The organism is Thiomonas sp. FB-Cd (assembly GCF_000733775.1).
Lineage (GTDB): Bacteria > Pseudomonadota > Gammaproteobacteria > Burkholderiales > Burkholderiaceae_C > Thiomonas_A.
The window spans coordinates 2,017,439-2,037,279 of the sequence record NZ_JPOE01000002.1 but is presented as its reverse complement, the minus strand read 5'-3'; the positions used below and the strand labels follow the sequence as shown (position 1 = coordinate 2,037,279).

Here is a 19,841-nt window from a genome sequence, read left to right as displayed (position 1 = left end):
ATGGCATGTGAGGCATGCAGGTCAAGCGCGCCTATCGCTTTCGCTTCTACCCGACGCCCGAGCAAGTTGACGCACTGGCTCGAACCTTCGGGTGCGCACGCTTCGCTTACAACCACATGTTGCGACTGCGCAGCGACGCCTGGATGCAGCGCCAGGAGCGCGTGGGCTACCACGAAACCTCCGCCGCGCTGACCATGCTCAAGAAGACGCCCGAGCATGCGTGGCTGAACGAAGTCAGCAGCGTGCCCGTGCAGCAGGCGCTGCGGCACCTGAACACCGCGTTCTCGAACTTCTTCGCCAAGCGAGCCCGGTACCCGTCCTTCAAGCGCAAGGACGGGCCGCAGGCGGCCGAGTACACCACCAGCGCATTCCGGTGGGACGCGGGCCGGCGCGAGTTGCGTCTGGCGAAGATGGACGCGCCGCTGGACATCCGCTGGTCGCGCACCTTGCCACAGGCGGCCAAGCTCACGACCGTGACCATCTCCAGGGATGCGGCCGGTCGGTACTTCGCCTCGATGCTGTGCGACGACGCCGTGGCGAGCAAGCCAGCCGTCGAGTCGCGGGTCGGCATCGACCTGGGGCTCACCCACTTCGCGGTCCTCTCGAATGGCGAGAAGATCGCATCCCCGAAAACCTTTCGCAAGAACGAATCTGGACTTGCGAAATGGCAGCGCCGCATGGCGCGAGCCAAGCTCGGCTCGAAGAACCGGGCGAAGTTGAAGTTGAAAGTTGCAGCGGTGCATGCGCACATCACGGACGCGCGCAGGGACTTCCTGCACAAGCTCTCGACCCGACTGATCAGCGAAAACCAAGTGATCGCCGTCGAGACGCTGTCCGTGTCGAACATGCAGCGCAACCGCAGCCTGGCGAAATCCATCAGCGACGCCAGCTGGGCGGAGTTTGTCAGGCAGCTCGAGTACAAGGCGCAGTGGTACGGGCGCACATTGATCGGCATCGATCGCTGGTATCCATCCAGCAAGCGGTGCTCGGTGTGCGGCCACACCAGGGCCTCGATGCCGCTGTGCGTGCGCACCTGGGCTTGCCCAGAGTGTGGCACGACCCACGACCGCGACATCAACGCCGCGCGCAACGTCTTGGCCGCAGGACTTGCGGTGTCAGCCCATGGAGAGGCTGTAAGTCCCGTCTCGCTGTAAAGCGGCATGGGCTGGACTCTGTGAAGTGGGAATCTCCTCCCTTTAGGGAGGGGAGCAGTCAAGCGTGTTCATTCGGCCGGCTTCCAGCCCAAACGCGCCACTTTCCGTGAGGATCATGTCGAGAAGATGATCGTGTGGTTCGGCCCGCAGATCATCGAGCTCGCAGGCGTCATAGGCCAGGCCGATGGTGAAGACGTCGCCACGTCCTGCCAGATAGCGGTCGTAATAGCCGCCGCCGTAGCCCAGCCGCAAGCCGGCCTCGACAAATCCGACACAAGGCAGCAGTAGCGCGTCGGGCTCCACGCGGCGGCTTTGATCCACCGGTTCGGCGATGCCATACGGCCCGGGCCGTAACGCCTCGCCCGGCGCCCAGGCAACGAAGTGCATGCGCCTGGCTTGCGTGTCCACCACGGGCAAAGCCAAGTGCAATGGAGGCTGGCTGGGGGCAAGCCGGGCAAGCGCGGGCAAGGGGTCGAACTCGCCACGGGTTGCGCAGTACACGCCCAGGCAGGCGGGTTGGACCACCCCCACTGCCCGAATGAGGGCGGCGGCCAGCAACGCGTCCTTGCTCGCCTTGTCCGGCAGTTGCTCGCGTTGCTCAATCAGCATGCGTCGCCATGTGGCGCGATCGTTTCCCGCATCTTTGCGGGGTAAAGATGTCAAAGAATCTGGGCTCACGGTAAGCTTCGGGGTATGGATGTCGCAGAAGTGGTTGTGAGTATTGTGCCCCCGTCCGTGCGCGCACTGCGCCTGCGCCGCTGGCAAGGGTGGAGGCTTGTGCTGGTGTTGACCCTGGGCGTGCTCGCAGTGTGCGGCGCGCCGGTGCGTGCGCAAGGCGTAGCGGGCGTGGTTGATGCGCAAAGCGAGGCCTCCAGGCCTGTGGCCTTCGACGCCGCCGACGCGCTGATCGTGCAGGCTTGGCAAGGGTACAAGCGCGGCGATCCGCAGGCGGCGCAGGACGCGCTGCCGCAGTTGCGCGGCAACCTCCTCGAGCCGTGGGTCGCGTACTGGGCCATCCAGCCCACGTTATCCCGCATGACCGAGGCTGACTTCGATGCGTTCAGCCGCGCCTATCCCTCCACCTACGTGCTTGACCGCCTGCGCGACGACTGGCTGCTGGAGCTCGGTCGCAGGCAGGACTGGGAGGATTTCGCCCAGGTGTATCCAGACTTCATCATGCGTGATGACCCCCAGGTGAAGTGCTACGACCTGCAGCGTCAGTTTGAAACCCAGGGCCTCGACACGAGCAGCGAACTGCTTCCCCTGTGGACTGCGCAAAGGGCCGGCGGCCCGGGTTGCAACAGCGCGGCGCAGAGCCTCCTGGCGGCGGGGAAAATCAGTCAACGCCAGCTCTGGACGCGTGTGCGCCGGTTCTTCGAGGACGAGCAATTCAAGGCTGCGTTGAGCTTTGCACCGAGCCTCCCGGTGGGCGCATGGCACGGCATCCATGCCGCAGCCACGGATCCGCTGCGCCTGGTCCTCGATGCGCAGCGGCAGGGCGTGCCGCGCCAAGGCATGCAGCGCCAGTTCCTGATCCTGGCGCTCCTGCGGCTGGCCGAACAGGATCCGCAGCAAACCATGCGGCTGCTGGGCTCGGGTTTGTCGGGTCTTCCGGGCTCGGACCGGGTGGCGGTTGCGTATCAGGCCGCGCGCAGTGGTGCCGTGCAGTTGCTGCCCGATGCAGCCTTGTGGTTCAGCCAGGCTCGTCGCTTCGACACCAACTACCGTCCCACGGACTCCACTTTGGAGTGGATGGTGCGCGCTGCGCTGCGCGCGCACGATTGGACATTGGTGGATCGGGCCAGCCGCCAGTTCACGGCAGACACGGCCCAGCGTGCCGACTGGACCTACTGGCATGCCACGGCGCAGCGAGAGCTCGGTCATCCCATCGAGGCCGAGGCCCTGTACGCGCAGATCGCGTCACCGTGGAGCTATTACGGCCAGTTGGCCACGGAGGGGCTCGGCATGAAGATCAGTCTTCCCGCAAGCCTGTCCCCACCATCGGCGCAGGACGTGCGCCAACAGGCGGCCACCCCAGGCTTTCAGCGCGCGCTGGCGCTGTTTCGCCTCAATATCTACCAGCCAGCCGTGCGCGAGTGGAATTTTTCCCTGCGCGGGCTGGATAACGACGCGATCCATGCCGCAGCGCAAGTCGCATGCGATCAGCAGGTCTGGCTTCTATGCATCAACACGAGCGAGCGCGTCCGCGGTGGGGTGGACTGGTCGCAGCGCTACGCCATGCCGTACCGCGAAGCCATCAGCCGCGCTGCCAAGTCAAGCGGCGTAGGCGAGGCGTTCCTGTTCGGCCTGATCCGACAGGAGTCGCGTTTCATCGCCGGCATCCGCTCCTGGGTCGGGGCCAACGGCTTAATGCAGCTCATGCCAACGACCGCGCGCTGGGTGGCGCGCAAGATCGGCATGGGCGACTACACGCCCGAGCACATCACGCAGGTGGATACCAATGTGACACTCGGGTCGGCCTATCTGGACATGCTGTTGCAGCGCTTCGACGGGTCGGAGGCGATGGCTGCGGCCGGCTACAACGCAGGCCCTGGCAGACCGGCACGGTGGCGCAACATGGGGGTGCCCGATCGGCCCGATCTGTCGGGAGCCATATTCGCGGAGAACATCCCGATCCCCGAAACGCGCGACTACGTCAAGCACGTGCTGGCGAATGCCACGGTGTACGCTGCCCTCATCACCGGTCAGCCGCAATCCTTAAAATCGCGTCTCGGCACGATCGGGCCGGCCGAACAGCAGCAGGCCAGCGCCGCGCCGCTGCCGTGATGCGCAAGGCTCGTCGTCGGGCAAATGCACGCGGCGCCAACAAGAAGCAGGGAGGACCATGAAGAGCATCGTTGTATTCGGGGGTTCAGGTTTCATCGGCTCGCGGCTCGTCGCGCGTCTGAGCGCTGCTGGTTGCCAGGTCCTGGTGCCCACGCGCAGGCGCGAGCGTGCAAAGCACCTGCTGCCCTTGCCCACTGTCGAGGTCGTGCAGATCGACACCTTCGATACCGCCACGCTCGAGCGCCTGCTGCAGGGCCAACAGGCGGCGGTCAATCTCGTGGGTATCCTGCATGACCGAACGGGGCGCCCTTATGGCCCTGGCTTTGCCCGGGCGCATGTACGGCTGGCGCAAAACCTGGCCGCTGCCTGCGTGGCGTCGGGCGCCAGCCGGCTGGTGCACATGAGCGCGCTGGGCGCTGACAGCAACGCGCCGTCGATGTACCTGCGCTCCAAGGGCGACGGCGAGGCCGCAATTCGCGCCCAACAGGGTTTGCGCTGGACAATCTTGCGCCCTTCGGTGGTGTTCGGCCCCGGAGATGCGTTTCTCAACGCTTTCGCGCGGGTACAGCGTCTGCTGCCCGTGGTGCCGCTGGGCGGCGCTGATGCGCGTTTTGCGCCGGTGTATGTGGGCGATGTGGTGCAGGCTGCCATGCATGCATTGATCGGGCCTCAGGCTGACGCCACGATCGGCCGGACCTACGAACTCACCGGCCCCAAGGTCTACACGCTGGCCGAACTGGTCAAGCTTGCGGGCGCCTGGGCAGGGGTGAATCAGGGACGTGGCCGGCCCATCATCCCCTTGCCAGCGCCAATAGCGCGGCTCGTGGCGCTGGTGATGGAACTCGCGCCGGGCGAACCCTTGATGAGCCGTGACAACCTTGATTCCATGCGCGTGCCGAGCGTGGCTGGCAGCGCGCTGCCCGGGTTCGCGCCCGAGCTCGGCGTGGCGCATCCGTACAGCCTGGAAGTCATCGCGCCGGACTATCTTGCCGGGCGCGATCCTCAGACCCGTTACGACCAGTTCCGCGCCACGGCCGGGCGTTGAAGCGACACGCGGCGCGCTGTCATGCTGACTCTCCTGATCGGTAACAAGAACTATTCATCCTGGTCGATGCGACCGTGGGTGTTGATGCGCCACTTCGAGATTCCCTTTACCGAGCGCACGCTGCGCCTGGGCAGTGCGGAGTTCTATGCCGTTCTGGCGCCAATCACCCCCACGCAGACCGTGCCCGTGCTGATGGATGGCAGCCTCGTGGTGCCGGACAGCCTGGCCATCGCGGAATTCATGGCCGAGTGCGATGGGCAGCATCGCGTCTGGCCGGCGGATGCCACGCAGCGGGCGCGCGCGCGCGTGCTGTGCGCAAGCATTCACGCGGGTTTCCAGACCCTTCGCGAGCATATGCCAATGAACATCGAGGCCAGCCTGCCGGGCATGGGCTGGAGCGTTGCGGTGCAGCGCGACATCGATCGCATCTGCGCGCTTTGGGATGCCGCCCTGCAGTCCAGCGGCGGGCCATTTCTGTTCGGGACGTTTGGTGCGGTTGATGCCTTCTGCGCGCCGATCTGCGCGCGCTTTCGGACGTATGCCCCCAGGCTGCCCGACGCTGCTGCGGCCTATGCGCAGCGCGTGCTTGAGCTGCCTGCCGTACGACAGTGGTGCGACGACGCGCGTGCCGAGCACGATTTCATCGCAGCCGGCGAGCCCTACCGGTTGCAGCCCGACTGGACCTAGCCCGTCTTCCTTGCAATCGCCGCCTTGCGTGGCCGGATATGCCACGCAGGAAGACCTGTTTCTGACGCTTGATGCCCCCCTCTGACCTGACCCCATGCTCAATGCCGCCCAGGACCGTGCCGTTTCGCATTTGAGCGGCCCTTGTCTGGTGATCGCCGGCGCCGGCAGTGGCAAGACGCGGGTGATCACCCACAAGATCGCTCGCTTGCTCAAGGCCGGCTATGCGCCGGGTGAGATCGCCGCGATCACGTTCACCAACAAGGCCGCAGCGGAGATGCGCGAGCGCGCCAGGACTCTGCTCGACGACCGCAAGGCGGCCAAGGACCTGGTGATTGCCACCTTTCACGCCCTGGGCGTGCGCATGCTGCGCGAGGACGGCCAGGCGCTTGGGCTCAAGCCCCAGTTTTCCATTCTGGACATGGACGACGTGGCCAGCCTCATTCGCGAAGCGGGGGGCACCACAGACGCCAAGCTCGCCCGGGCGTGGCAATGGCGGATCAGCCAGTGGAAGAGCGCCCTTCTCGACCCGCAATCCGCCGCAAGCCAGGCCCAGACGCCCGAAGACGCCCAGGCGGCCAAGGTGTGGTTGCGCTATGCGGAGCAACTGGCGGCTTACCAGGCCGTGGATTTCGACGATCTGATGGTGCTGCCGCTGCGCCTGTTGCAGGAGCATCCTGACGTGCGGGGACGCTGGAATGCGCGGCTGCGCTATTTGCTGGTGGATGAATACCAGGACACGAGCGAAGCGCAGTACAAGCTGCTCAAGTTGCTGGCTGGTGAGCAGGGACGGTTCACCGCGGTTGGCGACGACGATCAGAGTATCTATGGCTGGCGCGGCGCCACGCTCGACAACCTGCGCCAGTTGCCTGTGGACTACCCCAAGCTTGAGGTGATCAAGCTTGAGCAGAACTATCGTTCGACCAACGCCATCCTGCGCGCCGCCAATGCGGTGATTGCTGCCAATCCGAAGCTCTACCCGAAGCAGTTATGGAGCGACCACGGCGAGGGTGATGCGGTGGAGGTGCGCGAGGCCGACAGCGACGACGACGAGGCGGAGCGCATTGTGGCGCGCGTCCAGGCGCTGCGTGGCGGACGCGGTGCCAAGCTCTCCGATATTGCCGTGCTCTATCGCGCCAATCACCAGTCACGCCCGATTGAACAGGCGCTGCGGCGCGCCAACATCCCGTATGCGGTCAGCGGCGGGCAGAGCTTTTTTGACCGGGCCGAGATCAAGGATGTATGCGCCTATCTGCGCCTGCTGGCGAACCCGGACGATGATCCCGCTTTTCTGCGCGCTGTGACCACGCCCAAGCGCGGCATCGGTGCGGCCACGCTCAAGAGCCTGGGGGCTTTCGCATCCCAGTGGAAGGTATCGCTCTTCGAGGCCTTGTTTCGCGAGGCGTTGCCGACGGTCGTGGGGCCACGCCATGCCGAGGGCCTTCGCGAGTTCGCACGCCTGATGCACGATATTGAATGGCGCGAACGCACGGAGCCGGCGGGTCCCTTGCTGCGCGAACTCCTGGCCAGCATCGGTTTCGAGGCGCACCTGCGCGAGACAGCCGACAACGAGCGCGAGGCAAGCCAGCGCTGGAGCAATGTAGGTGATTTTTGTGACTGGATCGCGCGCAAAGCTGAAGAAGACGGAGCCAGCTTGAAGCGCATGGCGCAGACGGTGGCACTCATCACCCAGCTGGCCGAGCGTGGCGATCAGCAGGAGGCCGTTGCGCTATCCACGCTGCACGCAGCCAAGGGCCTGGAATGGCAGCATGTCATTTTGGCGGGCTGCGAGGAAGGCCTGCTGCCCTTCTTTACAGAAGATCGACCCCTGACGGACAGCGCTCTGGAGGAGGAGCGTCGCTTGATGTACGTTGGGGTGACCCGTGCACGCCAGACCCTGGTGCTGTCCCACTGCCGCAAGCGCCGCGCAGCTGGCCGCACCAGCCGCAGTCCCGAGCCCAGTCGCTTTCTTGCCGACTTGCGCGCCGAGCTGCCGAAGACCGATGGCCGCGCGGCAGCGTTGGCGCGTATCGCCGCACTGAAGGCACGCAAGACAGACGTGCCGGCGGAAGCCAACTGATCGCGCGCATCCAGAACGCCAAGCGCTGCGAACCGCTGGCGTCGTCACATAGCAGCCCGCGCTGCCAGTGTCCGGTCCCGGGCCTTGTGGTTCTGCGTCCGGGAGACCGGGATCCAGGCCTGTGCGCTCAAGCTTTCGTGCGTTCCCGGTGCACGTCGTGCGTCACGAAGGGCTGGTCGGCGCCCGGTAGGTCGAACCACTTTGGGTGGGCCAAGGTACGTTCCACGATGCGCAAGCCGCTGTTCCAATGCGCTCGCATGCTGCCACGGCCGAATTGAAAATCCTTATCCTGGCCGTCAAAGGGCTTGTCACCGTAGATCAGGTGAATGACGGTATAGCGCTTGTCACGCGCCATCTCTTCCACCTGGGCGCACAGCGCATCATGCTTGCGAACCTCGGGCGGGATGCGCTCCAGAAGACTGCGCAGCACGTTGCGCTGCTCGTGCGCGCGATGCAGCACGTCGGTGACGGCGCGCGTGCGGCTGGAGTACTGGATGTCCTTCACACGGCCACCCACGTCAGCCAAGGTCCGCGGGGGCTCGCCGGCTGCGCTCCACAGGTCGACCTGAAACACGAGGGTGTGCGCGCGCGGGTGCCCCCCCAAGACCTGCGACAGCGGGGTGTTGGAAACGAGCCCGCCATCCCAGTACAGATCGTCACCGATGCGCACAGCAGGAAAGCCCGGTGGCAGTGCTCCGGACGCCATGAAGTGCTCGGGCCCCAGGCGCCGCTCGGTGGTGTCGAAGTACTCGAGGTTGCCCGTGCGCAAGTTGACCGCGCCGACCGAAACGCGCACGGCGCCACTGTTGAGCAGATCGAAATCCACCAATTCCTCAAGCGTCGCCCGCAAGGGCGCCGTGTCGTAGACGCTGGCTTGGTCCGGCCCGACGCCGGGCAGCGGGCGCGGGACGAAAAAGCCCCGTTGTCCCTCGGCCAGCGCGCGCAGGCTTTGCAGCGGGGCCATCCAGGGCAAAGCCTCTTCGGGCAGCATCGACACCCAGGGTTCCTGCTCCCACAGCGTGGGGGGCAACAAGGGGGGCTGCGTCACCCTGTGCCAGAACTCGCGCAGCCGCTCGGCGCGGCGGTGCGGTGGGTTGCCTGCGATGATGGCGCAGTGGATCGAGCCAATGGAAATGCCGGCCACCCAGGTTGGATGGATGCCCGCGTCCGTCAGCCCTTGCACGACGCCGGCCTGGTAGGCGCCGAGCGCGCCGCCGCCTTGCAAAACCAGGGCGATTTCCTCGTAGGCGGCTACCTGGGAGCGCAAGTCCCCGGGGGCCACGGCCGGCGCGTTGTTGCCGTCGCCATGGGTCTTGCTGGCAGCCGCCCGCGTGGAACCGTGCCCTGACGTTTTGACAGGCGCGGCAGTTCTGGCTGCGGCCACCGTGCGTTTGCGCGCTGTGGTCGTACTCACTGCATGCACCAGCCGTGGCTGACGATGATGGACTGGCCCGTCAGCGCCGCAGTGGGGAAGGCGGCCAGAAACAGCGCGGTTTGCGCCACATCGTCCACCGTGGTGAACTCGCCATCCACCGTGTCCTTGAGCATCACGTTCTTGATCACCTGGTCCTCGGTGATGCCAAGCTCCTTGGCTTGCTCCGGGATCTGCTTGTCGACCAGCGGCGTGCGCACGAAGCCGGGGCAAATCACGTGCGAGCGTACGCCCTTCGGCCCGCCCTCCTTGGCCAGGACCCGCGCCAGGCCCAAGAGACCATGCTTGGCCGCAACGTAAGCGCTCTTGAGCTTGGAGGCCTCATGCGAGTGCACCGAGCCCATGTAGAGGACCACCCCCCCGCGTTGATCCCGATACATGCTTTTGAGCGCCGCCTTGGTTGTGAGGAAGGCCCCGTCAAGATGAATGGCCAGCATCTTTTTCCAGTCGGCGAAGGCGTAGTTCTCGATCGGGTTGACGATCTGGATGCCGGCGTTGGACACCAGAATGTCGATCGGCCCAAGCACAGCCACGGCTTTGTCGAAGCCGGCGTTCACCTGATCTTCGTTGGTGACATCCATGGCAACGCCCACCGCCCGTCCGCCAGCGTCCACAATCTCCTTGGCTGTGGCATCGGCACCGGCCTGGTTCAGGTCAGCCACCGCGACGGCGCAGCCTGCCTTGGCGAACACCAGTGCCATGTTCTTGCCGATGCCGCTGGCGGCACCAGTGATGAGGGCAGTCTTGCCTTGCAGGCTGGTCTGGGTGATTTGCATGGGAATCTCCTGGTTGGGATGGTTCGAGTTCGGCGACTGTTGTTCTTGCACGCGAATCAAAGCATACGCGCGCTATTTGTGCACAGCACCATTTTGCGGCCCCCACGATGCTGCCCTGGGATCGCCGATGGGATAAGCCCGACAGCCCCATTGTGGGCGCTGGGCCTTAAGGTCTTCTGAAAGCCCCCTCTTGGCCTTGGGCGGGAAGCCGGTAACCGCCATGCAATTGCACAGGCATCGTGGCCTCAGGTTCCGGGCTGATCGTCCGTCGTGGTGTGGGCGCGCCGACGAAGACACCGGGCCCAGACAACATTTACGTTCCATTACAGTGACGGCGCGGGCGGGCCTTTGGCGACGCCTGCGGCCGGAACGCAGGCGTGCGGACGCACGGGCCATGCAAATTTGGCGCAAGGCGCCGAGAATGTTGCGTTGCGATGTCCCGTGGCCCAACATCAGGGGCCCTTTCTTTGCAGTCCAGAACACGTTCTCCATGACTTCACATCTGTTTTCTGCTTTTCAACTCGGGCCACTCGCTCTGGCCAATCGAATCATCGTCAGTCCGATGTGTCAGTACAGCGCCGAACATGGCAGCGCAACGCCCTGGCATCGGGTGCATCTGGGGCAAATGGCTCAAAGTGGTGCCGGGTTGCTGATCATCGAGGCCACGGCCGTCGAGGCGGTCGGGCGCATCACGCCGGGTTGCCTCGGCTTGTATTCCGACGCAAACGAACGTGCGTTGCGCGCCGTGCTGGATGATGTGCGCAATTTCAGCGACTTGCCCATTGGCATCCAGCTTTCGCATGCGGGGCGCAAGGCATCGAGCGCAAGGCCCTGGGATGGGGGGCAATTGCTTGCGCCGGAGCAAGGTGGGTGGCCAAGCGTGGCGCCCTCGGCGATCCCGCATGGGCAGGGCGAGGCGCCGCCACTGGCGCTGGACGCCGATGGGCTGGTGCGCATCCGCCAGGCCTTCGTGGACGCGGCCATGCGCGCGGCGCGCCTGGGCTTGCAGGCGGTGGAGTTGCATTGCGCACATGGCTATCTGTTGCACCAGTTTCTGTCGCCCATCGCGAACCGCCGCATGGATGCCTATGGTGGCAATGTCGCCAACCGCATGCGCTATCCACTGGACGTGTTTGACGCCGTGCGCGAAGCGCTGCCGGCGTCGATTCCCCTTGGCGTGCGAGTATCCGCCACGGATTGGGTCGATGGCGGCTGGGATCTGGAGCAGACGACGAGCTTCGCCGAACAACTCAAGCAGCGCGGCTGCGCATGGATCGACGTGTCTTCGGGCGGCATTTCCCCCTTGCAGACCATTCCGATTGGCCCCGGTTACCAGGTTCCGCTGGCGCAAGCCATACGCCGGGCCACCGGTTTGCCGACGATGGCCGTTGGCCTGATCACTGATCCGCATCAGGCCGAGACCATCGTGCAAGAAGGCCACGCCGACATGGTTGCGCTTGCCCGCGCGATGCTTTGGAATCCGCGCTGGCCCTGGCACGCAGCGGCCGTGCTTGGGGCCTCGGTCAAGGTGCCTCCGCAATACTGGCGCAGCGAGCCGCGCGAGGCGCGGGGCGTGTTTGCCGGTGCCAGCATCGGGCAGCGCTGAATCGGATTGCGGATGCAGGGGCCATCCCCGCGCGCGGCGGCCTGGCCTGGCGGCGCACGGCCGCGGCGGCCGGCAGCAGAAAACGGGTCTTTCGTGAACAGGTTCACGAACTGCGCGATTGCTTTGCGCTTTGCGGGCCTTTTCGGGATTTTCTTTGCCAATAATGGGCGCAAGCCTTCACATCGCCGTGCATCCATCCCGGATGTGTCCGATGCGCGGGGCTTGCCGACCCCTATGGACGACCCAGCCACCCTTCCGCTTGTACCCATTGCGCCCTCAGCGGCGCCGCGGGCCCGCAAGCCATCACACCCAAGGGCGCCAACGTTGGCGCACCTGGGCTGGCGCCTGCTGGGAGGCGCGGCGGCACTGTTTGCCGTACTGGTCAGCTTGTGGCTGTGGTCTTCGTGGGAGAACGTGCGGCGCACCCAGCAAGACCGCACCCAGCTCACGGCCACCTTGCTTGCCCTGAACGCGGACACCACGTTTTTGCGGATTCAGGACGATTTGCAGCAGCTCGGCGATGTGCTGCAAAGCCGCGGTGTGCCGAACGATCCCGTGGGCATGGCCGCCGCGCTGGAAAACTTCAAGGAGCACCACCCCGGATTTGGTGGCGCCAGCGTCATCCTGCCCAACGGGCAGATTGTGATGAGCACAGCGGGCTCCAAGGTTGGTGCACTGCCCAACGTGATGGTCAATCCTGCCTATGCCGACTATCGCCAGGATTTTGCGCAGACTCTCGTCTCACAGGGTTTGAGCATCGGCCGGCCGCAATACGGATTGCTGCTCGGACAGTGGTTCATCCCCTTGCGCTACCCGGTACGCACGGCAAGCGGGGACGTGCAGTTCGTGGTCCAGACCAGTTTGCTTCTGAATCATCAACAGGCGCTGTGGCGTGGCTTGTCGCTCAGGCGTGACGTGGCTATGGGCCTGTTGCGCGATGACGGCTGGCTGATCAGCCGCTATCCGGCTCCCGGCGGTGATGGCTCGGTTTACCGCACCCAAACCACGGGCGCATTGATGCAGGCACTCGCGCGCCATGGCGCGACAGGCACGGGTGTGTACACGGGATTGACGGTGGATGGTCAGGAGCGCGAGGGGGCATGGGCGCGGCTGCAGAATTTTCCAATGGTGGCCTTTCTTTCGTACCCGCACTCGGCCATCGTGGCCATGTGGTGGCGCCAGGTCAGGTTGCCTTTCTTGCTCCTCGCCAGTGCAATGGTTCTCCTGCTGGCGCTCTACAACTGGCTGATGCGCCACTTCATGCGGCGCATGCTTCGCATTCGCAAGCAGATGGATTTTGTGCGTGCCGAGGAGCTGCACAGCAGTGGCGTGGCCGAGATTGACGCGCTGCTGCGCAAACTGGTGCGCTCACGTGAACAGGCGCGCCGCCTTGCCCGGAACCGCGAAAAAACCCTGCTGAAGGCCGCGCAGGCCGGCACCTACACCCGCACGGCGCACAACGGCGTGCTCGTGGCGGTCGACTCCAGCTTTGCACGCATGCTGCACCGTCCTGCGCGCAAGCTGATCGGGCGGGAATGGGATGAACTTTTCACCACCGCGGGCGGGCCGCACACCGGTGACGCAAGCGCGACGGAAAGCGGGCGCCGCTTGGTGTGGACCCGTGGCGCGGATGGCGGCACGGTCTGGCTTTCGCTGGCCGAACATGCCGAAATGACAGCCCAGGGTCAAAAGGTGCTTCATGGCTTGGCCATCGACGTGAGTGAGCGCGAGAACCTCCTGCGTGCCGTGGAGCGGCAGTCGCAACGTCTGCAAACGCTGTGGGAGTTGGCTGCGGGGGCGAGCGAGGACCCCCTCCATGCCGATGCGATCGATCCCATTGCCCGCATGCTGGCGCAGGGGCGTGACGCACTCGGCCTTCAAGCAGCCATCATCTGCCTGCGCTTGGACGAGCAGTGCCACATGCTGTACGTGCAGGACGTGCATAACCGCTTCAGGCAGGGCCAGACGCTGTCGTCCAGTCACCCGCTGTGCGCCTGCGACGATGAGTCGGATGGCTCGCTGTGGATCGCCGACACGAGCCGGTACCCCGGTTTGGCGGGCATCTCCGGCGTCGGCTCCGTGATCCGGCTGCCCTTGACCCAGGCGCACCAGACCCTCGGCTGCCTGCTGCTCCTGGGCGATGCACCGCAGGGCGACCACTTCGACCCTGCCGATTGCCAGTACGCGGAACTGCTGGCTGCCTGGTTTGCACGGGTGCTCTATGACCGCAACCAGCGCGACAGCCTGCTCAGCCAGGCCTATACGGACGGGCTCACAGGGCTGCTCAATCGCCGTGCCGCGCAGCTGCGCATGGATGAGGCCCTCCAGGCGATGCGGCGCGGTGGTGCCTCGTTCAGCGTGGCGCTGTGTGATCTGGATCATTTCAAGCTCGTGAATGATGAGTGCGGCCATTCCGCTGGCGACGCCGTGCTGCGCCAGATGGCGACAACCTTGCGGCAGGGTGCGCCGCGCGGCGGCTGGGTGGCGCGTTGGGGCGGCGAGGAATTTCTCATCATGCTGCCAGGGATGAACACGGCAGCTGCGGCAGCGGCGATGGATATCCTGCGCAGCCGCGTGAGCCAGCGGCCATTCCTGGTCTCCGAGCGCAGCCTGCACATCACGCTGAGCATCGGCATTGGCACCTTGCAAGGTCCCCAGGACGAAATCGTGCGCGTCCTGACCGAGGCGGATGACAGCCTTTACGAAGCCAAGCGCCAGGGTCGCAACCGTGTGATCGCGATGCGCTAAGCGCACCCGGACTTCAGCGGCTGCGCCCGGCGGTGTCCGTATCCTGGGCAAGCAGCCAGCGATACAGCGTCTTGCGGTCAGCGTCGAGCATCTCGGCCACTACTGCGGCCGCGCGCGATGCGGGCAGCTCACGCGCCAGGCGCAGCAGCCAACGCTGGGCCCGCGCGTTGACCTCCTCGGCTGTGGTCGCCGGCTGGAGCACCAGCACGAACTCGCCTTGCGCGCGCTTCGGGTCCGCGCGAAGCCAATCGAGCAAGGCGCTCGGCGTATCGGCAACGTACGTTTCAAACTGCTTGGTCAATTCCTTCGCCAGCACGATGCGCGGGGCCGCTGCAAGCGCCAATGCGAGATGCTGCAAATCCTGCAAACTGTCGTCGATGCGGTGAGGGGTTTCGAAACACACGACGACACGCGGGCTCGAGAGTTGTTCGCGCCAGAATGCGATGCGCTGCTGCTGCGTTGCAGGCACGTAGCCCGCAAAGGTGTAACCGAGGTCAAGATCAAGCCCGCAAGCGCTAAGCGCTGCCGTCACGCTGCTGGCGCCGGGCAGCGCGAAGACCGGGTAGCCGGCGGAGCGCGCGTTGCGCACCAGGACTGCACCCGGGTCGTTGACGCCAGGCGTGCCGGCATCGCTCACAAAGGCCACACGTCGCCCGGCTGCCAGGAGGTCGAGCATCTCGCCCGCGGCGGCCTGCTCGCGGTGGCGATCGGCGCGCAGCAGTGGCTTGGAGATCCCATAGGCCTGCAGCAAGCGCTGCGCCATGCGCGTATCTTCGGCCGCGACCACATCGCAGCGCTCGAGCATGGCCAGGGCCCGCAGGGTGATGTCGGCCAGATTGCCGATGGGCGTGGCGACCACAAGAAGGCAGCCGCCCGGTGGCAGTTGCTGGCCCGAGCAAAAGGAGAGCGCGGCAGCCAGCGGGTCACAGGCCGGAGCGGGCGGAGCAGTGGAGGCAGAGGATGACATGGCACGACACTTGGCAAAGCCCGCGGCGCGTCCGTCACCGCGCATGGGGCGCCGCCGGATGGCGCAAGCTGAATTGCGCTGCAGCAGGGGCCGCAAGCGCAGGAGTGCGCCATTATCCGATGAGCCGCGCGACGGTCGCCCTTGCCACGCTGGACAGGGGTTGGAGCGATTGCGCCTTCCGGGGCCGTGTCTGGCGCGATGGCGACCGGGGGCGGGTCTGGCCCCAAAGTCGTGCTCTGCGCGCTGCACGCCTCGGTGCGCCGCGCAGGCGACGGCAGCGGGCCGTTCGCGGCCATGGTCTCAACACCCAGGCGAAGGTCGTCTTTTGCACGCCGTACCCACGCTTGGTGCCGACTGTGCCGACGCGACGCACGGTCGCGCTTGGCACGGCGATGGCGAGCCGGGGAATAATGCAAGTTTTTGCAGGGTCCACCACCATGCTCGAACAACGCATCCAACGGCAGTTTCAAGAAAGCGCCCAGCTTAAGCAGCAGGCCGGCGCGCTGCTGGCCGAGCCCCTGGCACAGGCCGTGGCCTGCATGGCCAATGCGGTAAGCAACGGCGGCAAAATCCTCGCGTGTGGCAATGGCGGTTCGGCCGCGGACGCGCAGCATCTTGCCGCGGAGCTGGTGGGCCGTTTCGAGCGTGAGCGCCCGGAGCTCGCCGCCATCGCGCTCACCACCGACACATCCATCCTCACCGCGATCGCCAACGATTACGGCTTCGAGCAGGTCTTTTCGCGGCAAGTGCGCGCGCTTGGCCAGCCGGGCGACGTCTTGGTGGCCATCTCCACCAGCGGCAATTCGCCCAGCGTGGTGGAGGCCGTGCGCGCGGCGCAGGAGCGCGACATGCTGGTGGTGGGCATGACCGGCAAGGGTGGGGGGCAAATGACCGCACTGCTGCGCGACGTCGATGTGCACCTGTGCGTGCCGCATGACCGTACGGCACGCATTCAGGAGGTGCACCTGCTCATGCTGCACTGCATCTGTGACGGGGTAGACTGGACACTGATGGGCGACCAGGAGGACACTGCATGACACACCGTACCAAAATCTTCCGCACGCATGTGCGGGCCAAATCGCGTTTTTCCCTCCCACGCGTCGGCTTGGTGCTGATGGCGGCGATTGCGGTCACGCAACTGCAGGGTTGCTTTGTGCTCGGCGCGGCTGCGGTGGGCGGCACCGCGATGGTCGCCACCGACCGCCGCACGGCGGGGGCCCAACTCGAAGACCAGACCATTCAAGTCAAGGCAGCCACGCAGATCAGCAACGCCCTGCGTGGCAATGGCAATGTCAGCGTCAACAGCTATAACCAGCAGGTTCTGATTACGGGCCAGGTCCCGACTGAAGCCTACAAGCAGCAGATCCAGCAGATCGTCTCCAGCATCGCCAACGTCAAGGCCGTCGCCAACGAGGTCGTGGTCGGGCCCAACTCGACTCTGGGCGAGGAGGCCAACGACACCTACATCACCTCCAAGGTGCGGGCTTCCTTCATCGACGACAAACAGCTGTACTCGCAGGCGTTCAAGATCACCACCTCAGCGGGCATCGTGTATTTGCAGGGCATCGTCACCCAGGACGAGGCCGACCAGGCCGCTGCAGTGGCAAGCGCCGTGTCCGGCGTGCAGAAAGTCGTCACCCTGTTCGACATCATCACCCCAGACCAATTGCAAGGCATCTACAGCAACACCGCGCAGACCCCCATCACACCCGCGGGTTCTGCCCCGACAACCCCTGCCAAGCCTTGAGGTTTGGTCATGCCCCCGGAATGCGCGCTGGTGAAATCGCCCCGTTTTCTATCCCAACCAAGGTGAGTCTTCCATGAGTTTGCTCCAAGTTCCCGCAGGCAAAGGCCTGCCCGACGACGTCAATGTGATCATCGAGATCCCGGCTGGTGCTGCACCGGTGAAATACGAAGTGGACAAGGTGTCGGGCGCGCTTTTCGTCGACCGTTTCTTGTCCACAGCGATGCACTACCCGTGCAACTACGGGTATATCCCGCAAACGTTGTCGGAGGACGGCGACCCGGTGGACATGCTGGTCGTCACCCCGGTGGCGCTGGTCCATGGCTGCGCCATCCGCTGCCGTCCCGTCGGCGTGCTGCAGATGACGGACGAGGCCGGACCCGACGCCAAGCTCATCGGCGTGCCGGTGGACAAGCTCTGGCCGGGCTACAAGCATATTCAGAAACCCGAGGATCTCGGCGAAACGCTGCTCAAGCAGATCGAGCATTTCTTTCAGCAATACAAAGCGCTGGAAGCCGGCAAGTGGGTCAAGACCAATGGCTGGGCTGGAGTGGACGCCGCGCGTGCCGAGATCACCGCAAGCAGCAAGCGCTACGCCGCGATCGAGTAGCCGGGGCTGCGTTTGAGCTCAGCCATGCGCGCGTTCACCTCAGCGGTCGCGCGCATGGAAACGAATGGTGCATGGCGCGCCCGCGGCCCGCTTCTTTCTGATCGTGCAACGGGTGCGGGGATGCCACGAGGACATGCGTGGAAGACTGGCAGGGAGAGCAGGGCTGTGGCGAGGGCGTGCCCCAACGCAATGACGTCCCGATGAGCGGCTCGCCCCCCCCGAAAATCGAGTCGACGGCTGCCCGTGCAGGGCTGGTGCTGGCGGGCAGTGCGGTGCTCGGACTGGTGTTGATGAACAGCCCGCTGGCTCGCGACTGGGAGAGCGTGCTGCAAGCCGCTTGGGGCGTGCATCTGGGGCCACTGCACCTGGTGGAAAGCAATTTGCTGTGGATCAACGATGCGCTGATGGCGCTGTTTTTCCTGCAAGTTGGAATCGAAATCAAGCGCGAGTGGCTCTTCGGCGCCTTGGCCAATGCGCGTTCGCGCGCTTTGCCCGTGGCGGCGGCCCTGGGTGGCATGGCCGTGCCGGCGATGGTCTTTGTCGCCATCAATGCGGGACACGCCAAGGCGCTTGCCGGCTGGGCCGTGCCCGCTGCAACCGATATCGCGTTCGCGCTGGGTTTCATGGCCTTGCTGGCGCGTGGCTTGCCGCCGCAAGCGCGGATCTTCCTCACGGCGGTGGCCGTACTCGACGACCTGGGTGCGGTCCTGATTATCGCGGCCTTCTACACCGCGCGAATTTCCGGGCCCATGCTCGGGGCTTCGGTTGCGATCGTGCTGCTCATGGTGCTGCTGCAGGGTTTTGGTGTGCGTCGCGCCTGGCCTTACCTGTTCCTGGGCGTCGTGTTGTGGGGGTTCGTGCTCAAGTCGGGTGTGCACGCGACGGTGGCTGGCGTACTCGCCGGGATCCTGCTGCCGCAAACCCGTGAGGGCGGAGCCGGTGTCAATGTCGAGCATGCGCTGGCGCCTTTCGTGTCCTGGCTGATCCTGCCCCTGTTTGCCCTTGCCAATGCGGGCGTGCAGCTGGGTGGGGCGGGCCTTGCCCTGCTCGGCCATGGTGTGACCTGGGGTGTGGCGCTTGGCCTTGTGCTGGGCAAGCCCGTGGGCATCCTGGCCGGGGTGGGCGCGACCGTCATGGTCGTGGGCGGTCTGCCCCCGGGCTATTCGTGGCGACTGATGCTTCCGATCGCCGCATTTTGTGGCGTGGGATTCACCATGTCCTTGTTCATTGCCGGCCTGGCTTTTGGCGGCGATGTGCAGGAGTTCGATGCCGCCAAAATCGGGGTTCTGCTCGGTACGGTGCTGGCTTTGACCGCCGGAACCCTGATCACGCGCCGCCTCTACCCGAATGCCCGGGCGGCGTGATGCGATCGTGAAAACGTCCCTGGAGGCTTCAGGCCTGCTGCAATTCTGGTTCGGCACGGTTTCGCATGATGCCCAGGCCACCTGGGCCATGCAGCGGCAGCGCTGGTTCGGCAAGGATGCAACCCTGGACGCCGAGATCCGCAACCGCTTCAGGGGTCTGTACGATCGGGCGGCAGGCCGCGCGCTGGCTGACTGGGAGCGTACGCCGCACGGACGGCTTGCCCTGATCGTTCTACTTGATCAATGTCCGCGCAACATGTTCCGCGCGACGCGGCAAGCCTTCGCGACCGATGGCCTCGCGCTGGAGCAGGCCCGGGCGATGGTCGACGCCGGAGACGACCGGCGCCTACACGCCATCGAGCGCGTGTTCGTGTACCTGCCCTTCGAGCACGCCGAGGACGGCGCTGCTCAGCAGCGCAGCGTGTCGCTGTTCACGGCCCTGCGCAACGCGGTGCCTGAGAGCGAGCGCGCCCTGTTCGACAACTTTCTCGGCTACGCCGTGCGCCACCGCGACGTCATTGCGTCGTTCGGCCGGTTTCCCCACCGCAACGCCGCGCTCGGGCGTCCCAGTACGCCGCAGGAGGAGGCTTTTTTGCAGCAGCCTGGATCGGGTTTTTGACACGGCGCTGTGGCCGCCGCGCCGCCAAGGTGTGGAATCCCCTGTGCCCAATACGGTCGTCGGCGACGGCCCGTCGCGCGCGGCCTATACTCAAGACCGCTTGTCGGAGTGTCGGGAGCCGCATGTGGCCCGGCTGAGATCGCAACGCTGCGAAATCCGCTGAACCTGATCGGGGTCATCCCCGCGTAGGAAACCAAGTCGCCCCATGCGCTTCGGCAGGCCAAC

At 65.5% G+C, this 19,841-nt stretch carries 16 protein-coding genes and 1 riboswitch; of the genes, 12 read left to right on the top strand and 4 right to left on the bottom strand.

The window, feature by feature from the left end; all coding sequences use genetic code 11:
- Positions 1-14 precede the first annotated feature (14 nt).
- Complete coding sequence (locus CD04_RS0109855; protein ID WP_031406342.1) at positions 15-1,154, top strand: RNA-guided endonuclease TnpB family protein; 1,140 nt, start codon at positions 15-17, stop codon at positions 1,152-1,154.
- Between the two features lie 42 nt (positions 1,155-1,196).
- Here CD04_RS0109855 and CD04_RS0109850 read toward each other — a convergent pair whose 3' ends face one another.
- The gene (locus CD04_RS0109850) at positions 1,197-1,832 is read right to left on the bottom strand and encodes a 5-formyltetrahydrofolate cyclo-ligase (protein WP_255332968.1); all 636 of its coding nucleotides are present in this window, start codon (positions 1,830-1,832) and stop codon (positions 1,197-1,199) included.
- A gap of 15 nt (positions 1,833-1,847) precedes the next feature.
- Here CD04_RS0109850 and CD04_RS0109845 point away from each other — a divergent pair, with 15 nt between their 5' ends.
- From CD04_RS0109845 to CD04_RS0109830, 4 genes are all read left to right on the top strand, one after another.
- The gene (locus tag CD04_RS0109845) at positions 1,848-3,941 is read left to right on the top strand and encodes a lytic transglycosylase domain-containing protein (protein ID WP_051849075.1); all 2,094 of its coding nucleotides are present in this window, start codon (positions 1,848-1,850) and stop codon (positions 3,939-3,941) included.
- A 58-nt stretch (positions 3,942-3,999) separates the two neighbouring features.
- Positions 4,000-4,986, top strand: coding sequence for a complex I NDUFA9 subunit family protein (locus tag CD04_RS0109840; RefSeq protein WP_031406335.1), 987 nt, complete (start codon positions 4,000-4,002; stop codon positions 4,984-4,986).
- A 24-nt stretch (positions 4,987-5,010) separates the two neighbouring features.
- A complete protein-coding gene (locus CD04_RS0109835; protein WP_031406333.1) occupies positions 5,011-5,673 on the top strand; it encodes a glutathione S-transferase family protein in 663 nt (220 codons plus the stop codon).
- 94 nt (positions 5,674-5,767) lie between these two features.
- Positions 5,768-7,750, top strand: a complete 1,983-nt coding sequence (locus tag CD04_RS0109830; protein ID WP_031406332.1) for an ATP-dependent helicase — start codon at positions 5,768-5,770, stop codon at positions 7,748-7,750.
- 127 nt (positions 7,751-7,877) lie between these two features.
- On the opposite strand, the gene CD04_RS0109825 is transcribed toward CD04_RS0109830, so the two are convergent.
- Positions 7,878-9,134 carry a patatin-like phospholipase family protein gene (locus tag CD04_RS0109825; RefSeq protein WP_156030289.1) on the bottom strand — a complete coding sequence of 419 codons (1,257 nt, stop codon included), beginning with the start codon at positions 9,132-9,134 and terminating at the stop codon, positions 7,878-7,880.
- Between the two features lie 26 nt (positions 9,135-9,160).
- Positions 9,161-9,958, bottom strand: coding sequence for a 3-hydroxybutyrate dehydrogenase (locus tag CD04_RS0109820; RefSeq protein ID WP_031406328.1), 798 nt, complete (start codon positions 9,956-9,958; stop codon positions 9,161-9,163).
- 490 nt (positions 9,959-10,448) lie between these two features.
- Between CD04_RS0109820 and CD04_RS0109815 the strand changes: the two genes are divergently transcribed.
- Positions 10,449-11,564, top strand: coding sequence for an NADH:flavin oxidoreductase/NADH oxidase (locus tag CD04_RS0109815; protein ID WP_031406326.1), 1,116 nt, complete (start codon positions 10,449-10,451; stop codon positions 11,562-11,564).
- A 234-nt stretch (positions 11,565-11,798) separates the two neighbouring features.
- A complete protein-coding gene (locus CD04_RS22555; RefSeq protein ID WP_197033069.1) occupies positions 11,799-14,312 on the top strand; it encodes a diguanylate cyclase in 2,514 nt (837 codons plus the stop codon).
- Positions 14,313-14,325: 13 nt separating this feature from the next.
- On the opposite strand, the gene rsmI is transcribed toward CD04_RS22555, so the two are convergent.
- A complete protein-coding gene (rsmI, locus tag CD04_RS0109805) occupies positions 14,326-15,279 on the bottom strand; it encodes a 16S rRNA (cytidine(1402)-2'-O)-methyltransferase (protein WP_051849259.1) in 954 nt (317 codons plus the stop codon).
- 437 nt (positions 15,280-15,716) lie between these two features.
- On the opposite strand from rsmI, the gene CD04_RS0109800 reads away from it, so the two are divergent.
- The 5 genes from CD04_RS0109800 to CD04_RS0109780 all read left to right on the top strand — a co-directional run bounded on the left by CD04_RS0109800 (position 15,717) and on the right by CD04_RS0109780 (position 19,616).
- The gene (locus tag CD04_RS0109800; protein ID WP_031406320.1) at positions 15,717-16,316 is read left to right on the top strand and encodes a phosphoheptose isomerase; all 600 of its coding nucleotides are present in this window, start codon (positions 15,717-15,719) and stop codon (positions 16,314-16,316) included.
- Positions 16,313-17,026, top strand: coding sequence for a BON domain-containing protein (locus tag CD04_RS0109795; RefSeq protein ID WP_038167686.1), 714 nt, complete (start codon positions 16,313-16,315; stop codon positions 17,024-17,026). Before CD04_RS0109800 ends, CD04_RS0109795 begins: the two co-directional genes overlap by 4 nt.
- Positions 17,027-17,099: 73 nt before the next feature.
- On the top strand, positions 17,100-17,633 hold the full coding sequence (gene ppa, locus CD04_RS0109790) for an inorganic diphosphatase (protein ID WP_031406316.1): 534 nt from the start codon (positions 17,100-17,102) through the stop codon (positions 17,631-17,633).
- A gap of 137 nt (positions 17,634-17,770) precedes the next feature.
- Positions 17,771-18,997 (top strand): Na+/H+ antiporter NhaA, encoded by a 1,227-nt coding sequence (gene nhaA, locus CD04_RS0109785; RefSeq protein ID WP_051849073.1) that lies wholly within the window; start codon positions 17,771-17,773, stop codon positions 18,995-18,997.
- Between the two features lie 7 nt (positions 18,998-19,004).
- The gene (locus CD04_RS0109780) at positions 19,005-19,616 is read left to right on the top strand and encodes a DUF924 family protein (RefSeq protein WP_231480523.1); all 612 of its coding nucleotides are present in this window, start codon (positions 19,005-19,007) and stop codon (positions 19,614-19,616) included.
- A gap of 94 nt (positions 19,617-19,710) precedes the next feature.
- Positions 19,711-19,826: riboswitch (TPP riboswitch) on the top strand.
- Positions 19,827-19,841: the final 15 nt, after the last annotated feature.

Bases quoted from the DNA above. Each gene is read 5' to 3' on its own strand.
- CD04_RS0109855 (WP_031406342.1), top strand. From the start codon at position 15: ATGCAGGTCAAGCGCGCCTATCGCTTTCGCTTCTACCCGACGCCCGAG.
- CD04_RS0109845 (WP_051849075.1), top strand. From the start codon at position 1,848: ATGGATGTCGCAGAAGTGGTTGTGAGTATTGTGCCCCCGTCCGTGCGC.
- CD04_RS0109840 (WP_031406335.1), top strand. From the start codon at position 4,000: ATGAAGAGCATCGTTGTATTCGGGGGTTCAGGTTTCATCGGCTCGCGG.
- CD04_RS0109830 (WP_031406332.1), top strand. From the start codon at position 5,768: ATGCTCAATGCCGCCCAGGACCGTGCCGTTTCGCATTTGAGCGGCCCT.
- CD04_RS0109820 (WP_031406328.1), bottom strand. From the start codon at position 9,958: ATGCAAATCACCCAGACCAGCCTGCAAGGCAAGACTGCCCTCATCACT.
- CD04_RS0109815 (WP_031406326.1), top strand. From the start codon at position 10,449: ATGACTTCACATCTGTTTTCTGCTTTTCAACTCGGGCCACTCGCTCTG.
- CD04_RS22555 (WP_197033069.1), top strand. From the start codon at position 11,799: ATGGACGACCCAGCCACCCTTCCGCTTGTACCCATTGCGCCCTCAGCG.
- rsmI (WP_051849259.1), bottom strand. From the start codon at position 15,279: ATGTCATCCTCTGCCTCCACTGCTCCGCCCGCTCCGGCCTGTGACCCG.
- CD04_RS0109800 (WP_031406320.1), top strand. From the start codon at position 15,717: ATGCTCGAACAACGCATCCAACGGCAGTTTCAAGAAAGCGCCCAGCTT.
- CD04_RS0109795 (WP_038167686.1), top strand. From the start codon at position 16,313: ATGACACACCGTACCAAAATCTTCCGCACGCATGTGCGGGCCAAATCG.
- ppa (WP_031406316.1), top strand. From the start codon at position 17,100: ATGAGTTTGCTCCAAGTTCCCGCAGGCAAAGGCCTGCCCGACGACGTC.